This is a genomic window from Streptomyces sp. NPDC055287 (genome assembly GCF_053646035.1).
In genome coordinates this window covers 92,326-109,676 of record NZ_JBSHNE010000017.1, presented here as the reverse complement: position 1 = coordinate 109,676, position 17,351 = coordinate 92,326, and the positions used below count along the sequence as shown (strand labels likewise).

The following is a 17,351-nucleotide window of genomic DNA, read 5'->3' as shown; positions in this document are numbered from 1 at the left end:
GCCCCTGTCAGACCCGGCTCTCGTCCTGGCGCGTCGTGCCGGCGTGTCCGGCGGCGTCGGTCGCGGCCGCTGCCGCGTGACACGCGCCCCGGCCGTCGGCACGGGCGACGATCCGGCCTCCCGCGACACGGACCGCGGCCTCGGTGCCGTCGCTCACGGCCGGTACGCCGACCGCTCGGGCGAGGGCGCCCGACGCGTCGTACACGACCTGGAGCCGCGGCCACGCCGACGGCGGGAACGCCCGCCGCAGGCAGCCGCACAGGTCGGCGACGGCCAGCCGAGCCAGCGGCAGCAGCTCGGCCGGCTCGCCGGTGACGAGGACGGCGGTGACGGTGGCCCCGGGCGGCGCGGCCCGTACGGCCTCCTCAGCGGCTTCCAGCCGGTGGAGTCCGAGGACCGCCACCACGCCGTCGCCCGCCAGCCGGGCCGGCTCGCCGCGTACGGCGTCCATGGCGGGCGGCGGCGACCAGGGCTCGTCGGCCGGGCGCGCGCGCGGAATGTAGGGCAGGTGCGGCGGGGACCAGGTGTCCTGGAGGTCGAGGCCCGCCAGCCGCTCGCAGGCGCTGACGACATTGAAGGGCTCGAGGAACCCCGGCGCGGCGTCGGCCAGCTGGCTCGCGCCGTGCAGCGTGGTGAGGACGGCCTCCGCCCTGCGCACGAGGCGGGCGGGCGGTGCGCCGGAGGGCCTCAGCTCCTCCAGCGCCAGACCGAGCAGGATCGCGTCCAGCTTCATCAGCTGCGCGAACGACCGGCGGATCCGCTCCTCCGAGAGAACCTCCGACATCAGGTGCCGGCCGAGGCGGGGCGATCCGGAACGACCGCCGGTGTCGGCGCCGACCAGCGGCAGTCCGGCGACCCAGACGCGGGCGAGCGCGCCGAGGGCTTCGGGTGCGGTGCGGCCCGGTTCGGGGTGCGGAGGCTCGGGCAGGCGCTCGGCGAGGTCGGCCAGTACGGCGAAGTACAGCGCCCGCTTGCCGGGGAAGTTGGAGTACACCGCACCTCGGGTGAGGCCGGCGCGCTCGGCGATCGCGTCGACCTTCGCGCCGGGGAAACCGCGCTCGGTGAACTCGTTCCTCGCCGCGTCGAGCACTCTGGCGCGGTTGTGCTCCTGCAGCTCCGCCCTGCTGAGCCGGCCCATGGTCCTCACTTGCCTGCGCGTTGCTGTCCGTGTCGGTTCAAGATACCGTCGGCATCCAGATGGTGAGGTCATATGGTGAGGCCATCTGAATGCGACGAGTGAGGATGTTTTCCGGGTGGCACGAATCGGTGACAGCGGCGACCTGTTGAAGTGCACGTTCTGCGGGAAGAGCCAGAAGCAGGTCAAGAAGCTGATCGCGGGCCCGGGCGGGATCTGCATCTGCGACGAGTGCGTCGGCCTGTGCAACGAACTCATCGCGGAGGAGCCGGACGGCCCGGACGGGGACGGGCCGCGGAAGCCTCCGACGCCGCACGAGATCCGTACTTTTCTGGACCAGTACGTCATCGGGCAGGACGACGCCAAGAAGGCGCTCGCGGTCGCGGTCTACAACCACTACAAGCGCGTCGGTGCGGCGGCCGGCCGCAACGGCGGCCTGCGCGCACCGAGCGGACAGGGTGGGCAGGGCGGGCAGGGCGGGCAGGGCGAGGTCGAACTCGGCAAGTCCAACGTCCTGCTGCTCGGCCCCACCGGATGCGGCAAGACGTATCTCGTCCAGACCCTGGCCCGGATGCTGGACGTGCCGTTCGCGATCGCGGACGCGACGGCCCTGACGGAGGCCGGATACGTCGGCGAGGACGTCGAGAACATCCTGCTCAAGCTGGTCCAGGCCGCCGACTTCGACGTCAGGAAGGCCGAGACGGGGATCATCTACATCGACGAGATCGACAAGATCGCCCGGAGGAGTGAGAACCCGTCGATCACGCGCGACGTGAGCGGTGAGGGCGTACAGCAGGCGCTCCTGAAGATCCTGGAGGGGACGACGGCGAGCGTGCCGCCGCAGGGCGGCCGCAAGCATCCGCAGCAGGAGTTCATCGCCTTCGACACGAGCAATGTGCTCTTCATCGTCGGCGGGGCGTTCGCCGGCCTCGAGCGGATCATCGAGCAGCGGGCGGGCGAGCGCGGCATCGGGTTCGGTGCGCCGCTCCCGGCCGCCAAGGCGGACCGGGAGGCGGAGGGCTCCCTCGCCGGGGTCATGCCTCAGGACCTGCTGAAGTTCGGGCTGATCCCGGAGATCGTGGGCCGGCTCCCGATGTTGTCGGCCGTACGGCCGCTCGACCGGGCGGCGTTGGTACGGGTCCTCACCGAGCCGCGCAACGCGCTGATCCTGCAGTATCAGCGGCTGTTCGAAATCGACGGTGTGGAGTTGGAGTTCACCGAGGAGGCCCTCGACGCGATCGCCGGCCAGGCGCTGTTGCGCCGCACCGGTGCCCGCGCGGCGCGCACGATCCTCGAAGAGCTCCTGCTCAACGTGATGTACGAGGTGCCGAGCCGGGACGACGTCGCCCGTGTCGTGATCGACCGCGACACCGTGCTCGGCAACGTCGCCCCCGCGCTCGTACCGCGCCCCCGGCCCGGCGACGAGCCGGACCGGAAGGCGGGCCGCAACGACCGGACCGCTTGAGCCGGGCGAAGCCGAGGAGCGGGGCGATCCGGGCAGGCACCAGCACCTTGACTTGATACCCCCCAGGGGTATGGTGTGGGCATCGGCCGCGACTTCGGCAGCGGCTCATACCGCCAGGGAGCGTCATGAACACCGGACTGAGGATCACAGCCTTCACGGCGGCGGTCGCCGCGACCTTCGGCACGGCCTACGGCATCGGCAAGGGAGTCGGTCCCGTCGTGGCGGACGAGCGGCCCGCGGAACACGGTGGGCACGGGGAGTCGGAGGAGACGGAAGCCGCCGCAGGGGGCGGACGTGGTGAACACGACGCGGCGCCCGCCGTGGGCGGCCTGCAGATCTCGGAAGGCGGTTACACGCTCGCCCTGGAAACCCCCCGGGTCACCAGCAGCGACCGCACGAAGCTCCGCTTCTCCATCCAGGACGAGAACGGCCGCAGAGTGACCGCGTTCGAGCGGGAACAGGGCAAGGAACTGCACTTCATCGTCGCCTCCCGTGACCTCACCGTCTACCGACATCTCCACCCCACCCGCGCCGCGGACGGCACGTGGAGCACATCCGCCGACCTCCCCGCGGCCGGCGGCTACCGGGCCCTCGCCGACTTCAAGCCCGCAGGACAAGGCTCCCGGACCCTGAACCTCGGCGCCGACCTGGCCGTCTCCGGCACCTACGCCCCCAGAGCACTTCCCGCCCCGGCCACCACCGCCAGGACCGACGGATACGAGGTCGCTCTCACGGGCGCGCTGCGCCCCGGAAAGAGCGGCGAGCTACGACTGAACGTCACCAAGAACGGCAAGGCCGTCACCGACCTCCAGCCCTACCTCGGCGCGTACGGCCACCTCGTCGCCCTGCGCTCCGGCGACCTCGCCTATCTCCACGTCCACCCCAACGGCGAACCCGGCGACGGCACCACCGAGCCCGGCCCCGGGGTCTCCTTCACGGCCACCGCACCGAGCGCCGGAACCTACCGGCTCTTCCTCGACTTCCGGCACAACGGCAAAGTCCACACAGCCGCCTTCACCGTAGAAGCGGGTAAGAACGAAGCCGACATGGACAAGGGGCACGAGGACACGGGGCACGAAAACCCCGCGCCGACCCATGGCAAGCAGGAGCAGGAGACACCCGGGCACCGGCACTGACGGGCCGCACCGGTGCGGCCGTGTACCCGCCGGGGAACGCGACCGGCGTCCGGCCGCCCGCCCCCGCGCCGGACCCGCGTGTGTCCGCTGGTCCATGAGGATGAAACCGGGCCCCTGCCCCTGCGATGGCCGGCACCCGCACGGAAGCGATCGGCAAGGCTGGCAGGTGCTCCGTCGGCACCCCCGCGGGAAACCTCCAGAGAGGCAGGGCGTACCAGCATGCTCAGCACCGACTTCGTCACCGGGTCCCCCAACTGGCTCGACCTCGGCAGCCCCGACACCTCGGCCGCCGCCGCGTTCTACGGAAGCGTCTTCGGCTGGGACTTCCTGTCGGCGGGCCCGGAGGCGGGCGGGTACGGCTTCTTCCAGCGGGACGGCAAGACGGTCGCCGCGCTCGGCCCGCTGACGGAGGAGGGGGCGAGTTCCGCCTGGACGGTGTACTTCCAGACGCCCGACGCGGACGCCACGGGCAAGGCGGCCGAGCAGAGCGGCGGGAGCGTGCGCGTCGAGGCGTTCGACGTCATGAACGCCGGGCGGATGGCCTGCCTCACCGACCCGGGCGGCGCGGAGTTCGCCGTATGGCAGCCGACCGCCGTCAAGGGACTGGAGAAGACCTCGGAAAACAACACCCTGTGCTGGGCCGAACTGCACATCGGCGATCCGGCGGGTGCGCTGCGCTTCTACGGTTCGCTGTTCGGCTGGCGTGCGCAGGAGATGAACGCGCCGGGCATGACGTACACGGTGCTCTCCACCGCCGAAGGCGACCAGGAGGACGCATCGTTCGGCGGTGTCACGCCACTGCGGGACACGTCCGAGGAGTCGCGCTGGATTCCGTACTTCGCGGTGGAGGACCCGGACCAGGTCGTCGCCAGGACGCAGGGGAACGGCGGATCGGTCGTGATGCCCGCAGCGGACATCACGGACGTCGGCAGAATCGCCTGGCTCGCCGACCCCTTCGGCGCGACCTACGCCGTCCTCAAGCCCGCGCCGCCCCAGCCCTGACCGAACGCGGCCGCGAAGCCGACGCCCACAGGCCCGGTCTCGTACGGGCGGCGCGTGCTCAGCGGCGTGACGCACGACGAACGGGTGCCCCGTCCCGGCGGCCAGTCCGCCGGGACCGGGCACCCCCAGGGGCGCTACCCGACGGTGACGTTCTCCGCCTGCGGTCCCTTGGGGCCCTGAGTGACGTCGAATGCGACCTTGTCGCCCTCGTGGAGCTCCTTGAAGCCCTGGGTCTGAATGGCGGAGAAGTGGACGAACACGTCAGGGCCGCCCCCGTCCTGCTCGATGAACCCGAAGCCCTTGTCCGCGTTGAACCACTTCACAGTGCCTGTTGCCATCAGTTCGTTCCTTTGTTCCGTGCCACGGCCCGACCATCGCCGCGCCGGCCGCAGTCATGTCGCAACTGCGGCTCCTGCACCTTGCCATCCCGACCCGGCTTCCCAATCGTCCTGTTTTCCGTGTCGGTGGAACTCCGCCCGACTCGCCGGGAACAGCGCCGGAAATCGGACGTCCGCGGCTCCGTCGGCGACACTTACCCGGAGATCTCCGGGGCGATCTTCTCGATGAGCGCCACGTCGTCGTCTTCCTCGGGGTCCCGCTGCTGGCCGGCTTCCTGACCCGCCTCGTCGCGAGCGGAGGATGACCCGCGAGCGGTACGAGTCGCAGTTCCTGCCGAAGATCGGCCCCTGGGCGCTGTACGGCCTGCTCTTCACGATCGTCGTCCTCTTCGCCCTCCAGGGAAAGACGATCACCTCACAGCCGCTGGACGTCGTGCGCATCGCGCTGCCACTGCTGGTGTACTTCGCTTCGAGCTGGCCATCGCCGTCGCCATCGGGACCTTCGGCGTGACATCGGGTCAGGCATTGTCCGGCGTCGTCGGCCCGCTCATCGAAGTCCCGGTGCTCATCGCGCTCGTGTACGTGTCCCTGGCCTGGCGGAGGAAGTTCGCACCGGCCGCCGTCGCCGCCCCCGGCCGCAACGGCTGACGTACGCCGATGCGGTGGTCATCGGCGGCGGGCAGGCCGGGCCCGCCGCCGGGCACCACCCGCGCCGCCCCGGCCTGGACGATCGCTGGAGCCGAGCTCATTTTGAAGAGCGTCTATGTTGACGTTCGTCGAAGCAGATGCGAGGCTGACCCCACGGACCATCGACGGATGTCGAACCAAGAGGGGTCGGCGATCGACGATGACAGGTCTTCACCACGGTGGGGCCGCGACCGAGGCCGCCGAGCCGTCCCCGGTTCCGCCCCGAGGCGCACTGCCAGCCCTGTGCGCCACCCAGATCACCGGATGGGGCGTCGTCTATTACGCCTTCCCCGTCCTCCTCCCCCGCCTGACGGCGGACACGGGCTGGTCGACGAGTGCCACCACCGCCGCGTTCTCCGCCGCCCTGCTGGTGTCGGCCGCCGCCGGGATCCCCGTCGGCCGCGTCCTCGACCGCCGGGGACCCCGCGCCGTGATGACCACCGGCTCGCTGATCGCCGTGGCGTCCGTCCTGATGATCGCGGCAGCCCCGAACCTCCATGTCTTCACGGCCGCATGGCTGGTGGCCGGCGTCGGCATGGCCGCGACCTTCTACCAGCCGGCCTTCGCCGCCGTGACCCGGTGGTGGGGCGGGGACCGCGTGCGCGCCCTGACGATCGTCACCCTCGCCGGCGGGCTCGCCAGCACGGTGTTCGCACCGCTGACGGCCGTCCTGGCGGACCACTTGAGCTGGCGCACCACCTATGCCGTACTGGCCGCGGTGCTCGCCGCCGTCACCATCCCGGCCCACGCCTTCGCCCTGCGCGCCCCCTGGCCCGCCGCCCCGGCCGCCGCCCCGGCCGCCGGCCGCACGCCGGTCACCCGCAGCCGCCCCTTCCTCCTCCTCACCCTGGCATTCGCCCTGTCCGGCTTCGCGATGCACGCGGTCGTCATCGGCCTCGTCCCGCTCCTGGCCGAACGCGGAGCCACCGCGACAACTGCGGCCTGGGCCCTTGGACTTGGCGGCGCGGGCCAGACCCTGGGGCGTACCCTCTACGCCACGCTCGCCCGCAGAACCGGCGTCACCGCGCGCACCGCCTCGCTGATCGCCGCGGGCGGGGCCACCACGGCCGCGCTCGCGTTCGTACCGGGGCCGGTGCCCGTGCTCGTCCTGCTGGCCGTGCTCGCCGGAGTCGTACGCGGCAACATCACGCTCCTCCACGCCACCGCCGTGGCCGAGCGCTGGGGCACCGCCGACTACGCCCGCCTGTCCGCACTCCTGGCCGCCCCCGCCACCGTGGCCGGAGCCCTGTCCCCCTGGGCCGGCGCGGCCCTCGCACCGGCCCTCGGCGGCTACCCCGCCCTCTTCGCCGTACTGGCCGGGACTTCCTTCCTGGCAGCGGCACTGGCGGCCGCCTCCGCGCGCCTCAGCCCCGGTAGGTCTCCAGCAGGCGCAGCCATACCTCGCTGATCGTCGGGTACGCCGGGACCGCGTGCCACAGGCGCGGGATCGGGACCTCGCCCGCCACCGCCACCGTGGCCGAGTGCAGGAGTTCGGCGACGCCCGGGCCCACGAAGGTGGCGCCGAGTACGGTCTCGCGGTCCAGGTCCACGACCATGCGGGCGCGGCCCCGGTAGCCGTCGGCGTACAGGCCGGAGCCCGAGACCGACGCCATGTCGTAGTCGACCGCCCGCACCCGGTGGCCCGCCGCCTCGGCCTCCGCGAGGGTGAGGCCGACCGCCGCCGCCTCGGGGTCGGTGAAGACCACCTGAGGTACGGCGGCATGGTCGGCGGTGGCGGAGTGGGTGCCCCAGCGGGCGGTGTCCAGGGTTTCCCCGTGGGCCCTGGCGGCGATGGCGGCGCCCGCGACACGTGCCTGGTACTTGCCCTCGTGCGTCATCAGCGCCCGGTGGTTGACGTCACCCACGCCGTAGAGCCAGTCGCTGCCCTCGACCCGGCAGGTCTCGTCGACCTCCAGCCACGTGCCCGGCTTCAGGCCGACCGTTTCGAGGCCGACGTCGTCGGTGCGCGGGGCGCGGCCGGTGGCGAAGAGGATCTCGTCGGCCTCGATCCGCTCGCCGCCGTCGAGGACGACGGTGACCGGGCCGCCGCCGCCCTCGCTCCGTTCCACCGCGGCAACGGACGTTCCGGTGCGTACCGTGGCGCCGGCTTCCGTGAGGGCCTCGGCGATCAGCTCGCCAGCGAACGGCTCCATCCTCCCCAGCAGGCCCTTTCCGCGTACGAGCACGGTGACCCGGGAGCCGAGCGCCTGCCAGGCCGTGGCCATCTCCACGGCGACCACTCCCCCGCCGACGACCACGAGCCGGCCGGGCACCGTGCCGGCGCTGGTCGCGTCACGGCTGGTCCAGGGGTTCGCCCCGGCCACTCCGGGCAGGTCGGGCACAACGGCGCGGCTACCGGTGCACACGGCCACCGCGTGCCGCGCCGTGATGGTGTACCGCTCGCCGGAAGGGGGCTCGACAGTGACCTGCCGGGGGCCCGCGAGGCGGCCCCTGCCCCGGTGGATGTCGACTCCGATCGACTCGAGCCAGCTCACCTGGCCGTCGTCCTTCCAGTTCGACACGTAGTAGTCGCGGTGCGCGAACACCTCGGCGGCGTCCAGCGGGCCCTGCACCGACCCGCACAGTCCGGGCACGCGGCGCGCGTCGGCGCGCGCGGTCACCGGGCGCAGCAGCGCCTTGCTGGGCATGCACGCCCAGTAGGAACACTCGCCGCCGATCAGCTCGTTCTCCACCACCGCCGTCGTCAGCCCGGCCGCGCGTGCGCGGTCCGCCACGTTCTCACCGACAGGTCCGGCTCCGACCACTACGACGTCGTACTCCGCCGCATCCGCCGCATGCACTGGATTCGTCATACGGGCAGTCTGGTCGGGGGTGTGCGCCGTGGCCAGCCGGGCAGGCGGAATATCGCGAGCCCGCATGCCGTTGTGCGGGACGGCTTCGCCCGTTATGCCAGAAAGAGGAGCACACCATGGCCACCGTCGAGCTCACCAAGGAAAACTTCGATCAGGTCGTGTCGGACAACGACTTCATCCTGATTGATTTTTGGGCTTCCTGGTGCGGTCCTTGCCGGCAGTTCGCCCCGGTCTTCGAGAGCGCGTCCGAGCGCCACGACGACCTCGTGTTCGCCAAGGTCGACACCGAGGCGCAGCAGGAGCTGGCCGCGGCCTTCGAGATCCGCTCGATCCCGACGCTGATGATCGTGCGCGAGAACGTCGCGGTGTTCGCCCAGCCCGGCGCGCTGCCCGAGGCGGCGCTCGAGGACGTCATCGGGCAGGCCCGCAAGCTGGACATGGACGAGGTCCGCAAGTCCGTCGAGGACGCGAAGGCGGCGCAGGGTACGCAGGACATTCAGGAAGCGGGCTAGGCCCGGAGCGGTGTGCGGAGGGAGGGCCCCGGGCGTTCGCGACCGGGGCCCTCCCTCCGCCCGTACCCCGCCTCTAGAAGGGGTGGCCCGCCGGTTCGCGGCGTACCGTCGTCCAGCGCACCTCGGTGAACGCCTCCAGGTTCGCCTCGCCGCCGAAGCGCGCACCCGTGCCGGAGGCGGCGACTCCGCCGAAGGGCGCGACCGCCTCGTCGTTCACCGTCTGGTCGTTGATGTGGACGATGCCGGTGGGGATACGGTCCGCGAGCTGTATCCCGAGCGCGGTGTCGCGGGTGACGATACCCAGCGAGAGTCCGTACGGGCTCGCCGACGCCAGGGTCGCGGCCTCCTCCAGGGTGGAGAAGGAGCGGACCGGCGCGACGGGGCCGAAGACCTCCTCGGCGTACGCCGGTGTGTCGTCGTCGACGCCCGCGAGCACGGTCGGCCGGTAGAAGAGGCCGCTGTGCGTGCCGCCCGCCACGAGCTTCGCGCCGCTCGCCGTGCTGGCCTCCACCAGGCCGTGGATTTTGTCCAGTTGCCCCTGGTCGATGATCGGACCCAGGTGCACCTTCTCGCGGTGCGGGTCGCCGACGGCCAGGGACTCCGCCTTCGCGGCGAGCCGTTCGACGTACTCCTCGTAGAGCGAGGCGTGCACGAGGTGGCGGCCGGTGGTCATGCAGATCTGGCCCTGGTGGAAGAAGGACCCCCAGGACGCCTGGGCGACGGCGCCTTCGAGGTCGGCGTCCTCCAGGACGACGAGGGCCGAGTTGCCGCCCAGTTCGAGGTGCGTGCGCTTGAGCCTGCGCCCCGCGGCCTCGCCCACCGCGCGCCCCGCGGCCGTGGACCCGGTGAAGGAGACGACCGGCACGCCGGGGTCGGCGACGAGCGCCCGCCCGGCCTCGGCGTCGCCCGGCAGGACGTGCAGCAGCCCTTCCGGCAGCCCCGCCTCGGCGAATACGGCGGCCAGCGCCAACCCGCCGCAGACCGCGGTACGGGGATCGGGCTTCAGCAGTACGCCGTTGCCGAGGGCGAGTGCGGGGGCGACCGAGCGGATGGAGAGGATGAGCGGAGCGTTGAACGGGGCGATGACACCGACGACTCCGGCCGGCACCCGTCGCGTGTACGACAGCCGGGGAGCCTCGCTCGGCAGTACCTGCCCGGCGGGTCGGGAGGCGAGCGCGGCCGCCTCGTAGCACTCCTGGGCGGCGACATGGAGCTCGAAGTCGGCCTTGCCGGGTATGGAGCCGGATTCCCGTACGAGCCATTCCCGCAGCTCGTCGGCGTGCGCGGCGAAGAGGTCACCGGCGCGGCGGAGCACGGCGGCCCGCGTGAAGTGGGGCGTACGGGCCCATGCGATCTGGACGACCCCGGCGGTCCGGGCGGCCGTGCCGATGTCGTCCGCGCCGGCGAGGGTGACGCGGCCGAGTGATTCACCCGTGGCCGGTTCGACGACGTCCGACTCACCGCCCGAGAGCCGGAAGGGCTGCCAGGTGCTGGGGTCGAGCAGGGGCATGCGGATCTCCAGTCAGAGAGGAAGTCCTGTGTAGTTCGCGGCCAGTTCCGCGGCCGCGGGCCGGGAGGCAGCGAGACGGTGCAGCCGTGCGAGACGCACTCGGGTGTCGAACACGCTCTCGCTTGGTTGAGTGTGCAACATCGTAGTCATGTCGTACGAGAAACGGGTGGCTTGCCACACGCGTCGCAGACACAAGTCCGAGTAGGAGTCCAGTAGTTCGTCCGATCCGGTGCGATGGTGGTGCTCGAAGGCACGGGCCAGTATCTGTACGTCGGACACCGCCAGATTGAGCCCCTTGGCGCCGGTGGGCGGCACGATGTGCGCCGCGTCGCCGGCCAGGAAGACGCGTCCGTACCTCATCGGCTCGGTGACGTGACTGCGCATCGGCGTAACCGACTTCGAGGTGATCGGGCCGCGCGCCAGGCTCCAGTCGCCGTCCACCGCGAAGCGCCGGTCCAGCTCGTCCCAGATCCGGTCGTCGGACCAGTCGGCGGGGTCGGTTCCGTTCGGGACCTGGAGGTAGAGGCGCGAGACGGTGGGCGAGCGCATGCTGTGCAGCGCGAAGCCGTCCTCGCCGCGCGCGTAGATCAACTCGTCGCAGGACGGCGGGACATCGGCCAGGATACCCAGCCAGGAGTAGGGGTAGGTGCGCTCGTACGTACGCCTGATCTCGTCCGGGATCACCGTGCGCGCGACGCCGTGGAAACCGTCGCAGCCGACCACGTAGTCGCACTCGAGGGTCTGCTCCGTGCCTTCGTGGGTGAAGCGGACCACGGGGTGGTCCGACTCCGGTTTCTCGACGGCGAGCGCCTCGGCGCCGAAGAACAGGGTCGGTCCTTCGGCCAGTTGGAGTGCGACGAGGTCCTTGACGACCTCGGTCTGCGCGTACACCATCACCGACCGGCCGCCGGTCAGTCCGGGGAGGTCGATGCGGTGGCTCTGCCGGCCGAAGCGCAGTTCGATGCCGTCGTGCACGAGGCCCTCGGCGTCCATGCGGGCGCCCGCCCCGCAGGCGCGCAGCGCGTCGACGGTGCCCTGTTCGAGGATTCCGGCGCGCTGGCGCTGTTCGATGTACTCGCGCGACCTGTTCTCCAGGACGACGCAGTCGATGCCGACGTGGTGCAGCAGCCGGGCGAGGAGCAGGCCGGCGGGGCCCGCTCCGATGATTCCCACCGTGGTACGGGCTGACGGGGTCGACGGCATGCGGTCAGCGCTCCAGTACGAGCGCGAGGCCCTGGCCGACGCCGATGCACAGCGCGGCGAGTCCCGTACCCGAACCGGCGGCGGCGAGCTGGTGGGCGACGGACCCGGCGAGGCGGGCGCCGGAGGCCCCGAGCGGGTGGCCGATGGCGATGGCGCCGCCGCGCGGGTTGACGACGGCGGGGTCCAGGTCGGGCCATTCCGCGAGGCAGCCGAGCGACTGGGCGGCGAAGGCCTCGTTGAGCTCGAAGGCGGTGAGGTCGGCGAACGACCTGCCCGCCTTGGCGAGCGCGCGCCGGACCGCCTCGACCGGGCCGAGGCCGAAGAGCTGCGGCTCGATGCCGGTGACGGCGGAGGTACGGATGCGCGCGAGCGGCTCGCGGCCGGTGGCGCGCAGACCCTCCTCGTCGACGATCAGGAGCGCGGCGGCGCCGTCGTTGAGCGGCGAGGCGTTGCCGGCCGTGACGCTGCCGGTCTTGCGGAAGACGGGCTTCAGCTTGGCCAGGGCCTCCATGGTGGAGCCCTCGCGGATGCACTCGTCGCGGGCGAGGTCCACTCCGTCGTACGGGACGACCTCGCCGTCGTACAGACCGTCGGCCCATGCCTTCGCCGCCTTCTGGTGGCTGGCCAGCGCGAAGGCGTCCTGCTGGTCGCGGCTGATGCCGTGCTTGTCGGCGATCAGCTCCGCGCCCTCGCCGAGCGGGACGGTCCACTCGTCGGGCATCCGCGGGTTGGTCATGCGCCAGCCGAGCGTCGTCGAGTACAGCTCCTGGTGGCCGGCGGGGAAGGCGCGCTCGGGCTTCTGGAGCACCCAGGGGGCGCGGGACATGGACTCCACACCGCCCGCTACGGCGACGGAGGCGTCACCCAGGGCCACGGCGCGGGTCGCCTGGATGACCGCCTCCAGGCCCGAGCCGCAGAGGCGGTTGACGGTGACGCCGGGGACGGTGACGGGGAGCCCGGCGAGCAGCACGGCCATGCGGGCGACGTCCCTGTTGTCCTCGCCGGCGCCGTTGGCGTCACCGAAGTAGACGTCGTCGATCCTGGCCGGGTCGAGGTCGGGCGTACGGGTGACGAGCGACTTGACGACGTGGGCGGCGAGGTCGTCGGGGCGTACGGAGGAGAGGGCACCCCCGAACTTGCCGATCGGGGTGCGGACGGCGTCGACGATGTAGACGTCGCGGATGCTCATCGGGTCTCTCCCGGAAATCGTGGAGTGCTCGCCGGCCGCTGGGCGGCGGGTCGCTGTCGCTGGATGTTGTTCGCGGAGTGAACTATCGTTCATATTTGATCTCGATCCGAGTCTCTGCCGAGCGCCGTCCGGTGTCAACGGCCTGCCTGGAAGGAATCCCATGTCGAGCGCCGAACCTGCCGGGCCTGCCGACGCTGTCGGCTCCGTCGGGGCCGTGGGCCCTCTGGAGCGCGGGCTCGACGTGCTGCGCGCCCTGTCCGCGCCGGACGCCGACGACCGGATGCGCCACAGTGACCTCGTACGGACGACGGGCCTGGCCCGCTCCACGGTCGACCGGGTGGTCTCGACGCTCGACCGGCTCGGCCTCGCGCGCAGCGACGGGCGCGAGGTCGCCCTCGCGCCGCTGCTGATGGAACTGCCCGGCGCGTACCTCGCGGCGTGCGGGATCCCGGCGGCGCTCGGGCCCGCGGCGGAGCGGCTCGCGGACGAGTTCGACGAGTCGGTGTCGGTGGCCGTGCCGGACAACGGGGTCGCGGGGGCGCGGTTCGTACTCCAGACGAAGCGGCAGCGCACGATGTCGCCGGCCTTCCGGATCGGCGATGTGCTGCCCGCCGAGCGGTGCGCGCCCGGGGCCCTGTTCGCGGCGGAGTGGGACGCGCGGCGGTGGCGGGCGTGGCGCGAGCGGCGGGACACGGACCCGCTGGGCGCGGGGTTCGCCGCGGTGCCGCCGCCGGGTGACGTGGTGGGCCACGACGGTTTCGAGCAGCGGGCGGCGCGGGCGGGTGCGGACGGCTGGGCGGGCGACGACCAGCTGATCGAGCCGGGGCTCGTGGCGGTCGCCGTGCCCGTACGCGACGGGGCGGGGCGGATCGTGTGCGCGGTGAGCGTGGTCAGCCACACCAGCCGGCGCACCCTGGAGTCACTGCGGGAGACCGTACTGCCCCGACTGTGCGCGGTGCGGGGCGAGTTGGAGGCCGCACTGGCGTTGTCGCGCCCGGCGGCGGAGGCGGCGCCCGCACGGGACACCTCGCTGGAGGCGAAACGTGAGCTGGGGCCGGGCTTTCTGCAGTCCCTGGCGCGCGGGCTCGCCGTCCTCGGCTCGCTCGGCGCCGACCGGGGCGACGGGATGGCGCTGACGGCGGTCGCGGAGGCGACCGGGCTGGCCAGGGCGACCGCGCGGCGCGCGCTGCTGACGCTGGAGCAGCTGGGGTACGTCGCTCCGGACGGACGCCGGTGGCGGTTGCTGCCGCGCGTGCTCGACCTGGGCTGCGCGCGGTTGTCCGCGCTGGGGCTCGCGGACATCGCGCGGCCTCATCTGGCGGCGCTGGTGGCGCGCGTGCGCGAGTCGGCGTCGCTGGCGGTGCTGGACGGTGCCGACATCCGGTACGTGGCGCGCGTCCCCACAGTACGGATCATGAGCGTCAACATCACGGTGGGTACGCGCTTCCCGGCGTACGCGACGTCGATGGGCCGGGTGTTGCTGGCGGGCCTGGCACCGGACGAGCGGCCGCCGCTCCCGGAGGCACTGCCGGCGCTGACGCGGCGCACGGTGACCTCGCCGGCCGAGCTGGACCGGATCGTCGAGCGGACGGCGACCGACGGATACGCCCTGGTGGACGAGGAGTTGGAGGAGGGCCTGCGCTCGCTGGCGGTACCGGTTCGGGACGCGCGCGGCCGCACCGTGGCCTCCGTCAATGTGGCCCGGCACGCGGGAGACGGTACGCCGGGCGAGATGCGGGAGGCGCTGCTGCCCGCGCTGAGGGAGGCGGCGACGCTGATCGAGTCGGACCTGTGGGCCCTGGCCACGACGGGCCGACCGGTCTCGCTCTGACGGGGGGAGGGCGGTCGCCGACGGCCCGCTGCCCGCCGCCTTCCGAATCCGGGCCGCCGCCAGGCTTCGCCGTTGCCCGTGGTCAGCTGGACTCTCTGGGGACCGTGTGCGCCGCCATCAGATCGTGCCGCTCGACCGCGCCGTCCGGGTCGCGCACCACCCGGTCGACCAGCTCCGCTATCTCCCGCCCCGTGGGCAGCTCGATGTGCACCGTACTCAGCCGGGGTCGCAGCAGCTTGCCCAGCAGCAGGTCGTCGGCGCCGACCACCGCGCACTCCCCCGGTACGTCGATGCCCGCGTCCTGGAGCGCCCGCATCAGCAGTTGTGCGTACTCGTCGTTGTAGGCGTACACCGCGTCGAGGCCGAGATCACGCCAGCGTGCGGCGAGCGCGGCGGCGGATTCCTCGTCGTACGCCATGGTCAGCGGCTCCACCCGGGCCCGGGAATCCGCACCCGCGTCCGTCACCGCCTTGCGTATGCCCGCCAGGCGCGGCCTGGAGAACAGCTCCAGCCCCGGCTCCGCGGGCACGACCACGCCGATCGCGCGCCGGCCCCGCTCCAGCAGGTGCGCCGCCGCCGCACCGCCGACCGCCCGCTGATCCATGACCAGGGCGTGCGCGCCCTCCACCCGCTGCGGGCCGAGCGTGATGACGGCCTTCGCACCGGAGCGCTTGAGCACTTGCACACCCTGCGGGCTGAGCGCGATCTCGCCGAGGGAGAGCACCGCCACGGGACGCAGCTCCGCCCAGGCGCGGGCCGCCTCGTCGGCGCCCAGGCCCAGGCTGCCGTACTGCACGACGGTGTAGTCCAGTGCCCGAAGAGCCCACTGGACCTCGTTCAGGAACCGGCTGAAGAGGGGCCCGACAGGTACGTGCGCGGTCGGCAGGAGCACCATCCGGCTGTGCCCCGCCCGCAGGCTTCGCGCGGCGGCGTGCGGCACGTACCCCAGCTGCTCGGCGGCCTCGCGCACCCGGCGTCGGGTCGGCTCGCTGATGCGCACCGCCGAGGTGTTGTTCAGTACGTACGAGACCGTGGCGCGCGAGACTCCGGCCAGGCGCGCGACATCGGTGCTGGTCGGAACGGGATGATCGGCGGACTGCTTCGGTGTCTGGCTCATCGCGTTCGGCATCTTTCCAGATCGGTACGAAGCAAGGTCTGGCGGATGGCCGGAATGGGGTGCTACACAATGCTGACACGTGTCACCATCTCCCGTTCGCTCGTCTCCGCAGACACTCCTCATGGAGGGCAGCGTGGCCCTTTCCCCGCCCGGCACACCCGGCACACCCGGCACCCCCAGCACGCCCGAAACCGACCGCACCCCCTCGTCCCGGCCGAGCCGCGGGCTGCTGCCCCTGCTCCTGATGGGCAACACCACCATGTACGCGCTGTACATCGGTGTCGGCGGCGTGCTCCTCGCCCTCCAGGTCGAGGCCGTCGACCCGGCGGACAAGGTGGCCAACCTCGGCCTCGTCGCCGGGGTCTCCGCGATCTTCGCGACCGTCTTCAATCCCGTCGCCGGCGCCCTCTCCGACCGCTCCGGCCGCCGGAACCCCTGGATACTCGGCGGCGGCCTGTTCGCCGTCCCCGCCATGTTCCTGCTCGGCAGCGTGCACACGGTCCTGACGATCACCATCGCCTGGTGCCTCGGCCAGGCCGTCATGAACGTCTATCAGGCCGCCCTCACCTCCGTCGTCCCCGACCGCGTCCCGATGACCGCGCGCGGCAAGGCCTCCGCAGCCGTGGGACTCGGCCTGCCCTTCGGCAGTACGCTCGGCGCCCTGACCGGCGCCGCGTTCTCGGACGACTACCGCACCGGATACCTCATCTTCGGCGCGCTGGTGGCCGCCTCAGCCGTACTGTTCACCTCATGCGCCCGCGAACAGCGCATGCCGGCCCGGCAGTCACTCCCCGTACGGGAACAACTGACCGCGTTCGCCGGGGCCTTGAAGTCGCACGACTTCCGCTGGGCCTTCATCGGCCGCGCCCTGCTGATCCTCGGATACTTCGCCGTCAACGGCTTCCTCCTCTACATCATCAAGGACCACACCGTCCTGCCCGCCGGGCTGAAGCCCGAGGACGCGGTGGCGGTCCTGATGCCGGTCACCAGCGTGGCCATGATCGTCTCGACGGTCCTCGGCGGATACCTGTCGGACCGCTTCGACCGGCGCAAACTGTTCGTCGGTGCTTCGGCCGCGCTGTCGGCCGTCGCCCTGGTCATCCCGGCGGTGTCGACGAGCTGGGCGGCGATGACCGCCTTCGCCACCGTCAACGGCATCGCGTTCGGCTGCTACATGGCCGTGGACACCGCACTCGTGACGATGGTCCTGCCGAAGGCCGAGGACGCCGCCCGCGACATGGGCGTACTCAACATCGCCAACGCGGGACCGCAGATCGTCGCCCCGTTCATCGCCTCCGTCATTGTGGGCGTCGGCGGCTACACGGCCCTCTTCCTCGTCGCGGCGGGGCTCGCCGTGCTGGGCGCGCTCGCCGTACGCCCGATCCGCTCCGTGCGCTGATCCCGTACCCACCC

General features: G+C 72.2%; 14 protein-coding genes and 1 pseudogene. 8 read left to right on the top strand and 7 right to left on the bottom strand.

Annotated features, from left to right (window positions below; genetic code table 11):
• Window positions 1-7 precede the first annotated feature (7 nt).
• Complete coding sequence (locus ACWIHY_RS25085) at window positions 8-1,138, bottom strand: TetR family transcriptional regulator (RefSeq protein WP_454377919.1); 1,131 nt, start codon at window positions 1,136-1,138, stop codon at window positions 8-10.
• Window positions 1,139-1,253: 115 nt separating this feature from the next.
• Here ACWIHY_RS25085 and clpX point away from each other — a divergent pair, with 115 nt between their 5' ends.
• The 3 genes from clpX (at window position 1,254) to ACWIHY_RS25070 (ending at window position 4,738) form a co-directional block, all read left to right on the top strand.
• Complete coding sequence (clpX, locus tag ACWIHY_RS25080) at window positions 1,254-2,600, top strand: ATP-dependent Clp protease ATP-binding subunit ClpX (RefSeq protein WP_454377918.1); 1,347 nt, start codon at window positions 1,254-1,256, stop codon at window positions 2,598-2,600.
• Window positions 2,601-2,725: 125 nt separating this feature from the next.
• Window positions 2,726-3,736, top strand: coding sequence for a hypothetical protein (locus tag ACWIHY_RS25075; RefSeq protein WP_454377917.1), 1,011 nt, complete (start codon window positions 2,726-2,728; stop codon window positions 3,734-3,736).
• Between the two features lie 219 nt (window positions 3,737-3,955).
• Complete coding sequence (locus ACWIHY_RS25070) at window positions 3,956-4,738, top strand: VOC family protein (protein WP_454377916.1); 783 nt, start codon at window positions 3,956-3,958, stop codon at window positions 4,736-4,738.
• A 134-nt stretch (window positions 4,739-4,872) separates the two neighbouring features.
• Here ACWIHY_RS25070 and ACWIHY_RS25065 read toward each other — a convergent pair whose 3' ends face one another.
• Complete coding sequence (locus tag ACWIHY_RS25065) at window positions 4,873-5,076, bottom strand: cold-shock protein (RefSeq protein WP_454377915.1); 204 nt, start codon at window positions 5,074-5,076, stop codon at window positions 4,873-4,875.
• Between the two features lie 233 nt (window positions 5,077-5,309).
• Between ACWIHY_RS25065 and ACWIHY_RS25060 the strand changes: the two are divergent.
• Window positions 5,310-5,724 (top strand): annotated as a pseudogene (locus ACWIHY_RS25060) (arsenic resistance protein); the annotation flags it as partial.
• Window positions 5,725-5,923: 199 nt separating this feature from the next.
• On the top strand, window positions 5,924-7,171 hold the full coding sequence (locus tag ACWIHY_RS25055; RefSeq protein WP_454377914.1) for an MFS transporter: 1,248 nt from the start codon (window positions 5,924-5,926) through the stop codon (window positions 7,169-7,171).
• Here ACWIHY_RS25055 and ACWIHY_RS25050 read toward each other — a convergent pair.
• Window positions 7,128-8,576, bottom strand: a complete 1,449-nt coding sequence (locus ACWIHY_RS25050; RefSeq protein ID WP_454377913.1) for a dihydrolipoyl dehydrogenase family protein — start codon at window positions 8,574-8,576, stop codon at window positions 7,128-7,130. The two genes, ACWIHY_RS25055 and ACWIHY_RS25050, sit on opposite strands and share 44 nt — an antisense overlap.
• A gap of 116 nt (window positions 8,577-8,692) precedes the next feature.
• Between ACWIHY_RS25050 and trxA the strand changes: the two genes are divergently transcribed.
• On the top strand, window positions 8,693-9,088 hold the full coding sequence (trxA, locus tag ACWIHY_RS25045) for a thioredoxin (RefSeq protein ID WP_454377912.1): 396 nt from the start codon (window positions 8,693-8,695) through the stop codon (window positions 9,086-9,088).
• 73 nt (window positions 9,089-9,161) lie between these two features.
• Here trxA and ACWIHY_RS25040 read toward each other — a convergent pair whose 3' ends face one another.
• Genes ACWIHY_RS25040 through ACWIHY_RS25030 form a run of 3 tightly spaced genes read right to left on the bottom strand, consistent with a single transcriptional unit; the run spans window position 9,162 to window position 12,990 of the window.
• Window positions 9,162-10,598, bottom strand: coding sequence for a benzaldehyde dehydrogenase (locus ACWIHY_RS25040; RefSeq protein ID WP_454377911.1), 1,437 nt, complete (start codon window positions 10,596-10,598; stop codon window positions 9,162-9,164).
• Between the two features lie 12 nt (window positions 10,599-10,610).
• Window positions 10,611-11,801: a 4-hydroxybenzoate 3-monooxygenase gene (locus ACWIHY_RS25035; RefSeq protein WP_454377910.1), complete on the bottom strand. Its 1,191-nt coding sequence runs from the start codon at window positions 11,799-11,801 to the stop codon at window positions 10,611-10,613.
• Between the two features lie 4 nt (window positions 11,802-11,805).
• Window positions 11,806-12,990, bottom strand: coding sequence for a thiolase family protein (locus ACWIHY_RS25030; RefSeq protein ID WP_454377909.1), 1,185 nt, complete (start codon window positions 12,988-12,990; stop codon window positions 11,806-11,808).
• 160 nt (window positions 12,991-13,150) lie between these two features.
• On the opposite strand from ACWIHY_RS25030, the gene ACWIHY_RS25025 reads away from it, so the two are divergent.
• Window positions 13,151-14,821, top strand: a complete 1,671-nt coding sequence (locus ACWIHY_RS25025; protein WP_454377908.1) for an IclR family transcriptional regulator domain-containing protein — start codon at window positions 13,151-13,153, stop codon at window positions 14,819-14,821.
• A gap of 82 nt (window positions 14,822-14,903) precedes the next feature.
• Here ACWIHY_RS25025 and ACWIHY_RS25020 read toward each other — a convergent pair whose 3' ends face one another.
• Window positions 14,904-15,938 (bottom strand): LacI family DNA-binding transcriptional regulator, encoded by a 1,035-nt coding sequence (locus ACWIHY_RS25020; RefSeq protein WP_454377907.1) that lies wholly within the window; start codon window positions 15,936-15,938, stop codon window positions 14,904-14,906.
• A gap of 133 nt (window positions 15,939-16,071) precedes the next feature.
• On the opposite strand from ACWIHY_RS25020, the gene ACWIHY_RS25015 reads away from it, so the two are divergent.
• Entirely contained in the window at window positions 16,072-17,337 is a 1,266-nt protein-coding gene (locus ACWIHY_RS25015; RefSeq protein ID WP_454377906.1) for an MFS transporter, read from the top strand.
• Window positions 17,338-17,351 lie beyond the last annotated feature (14 nt).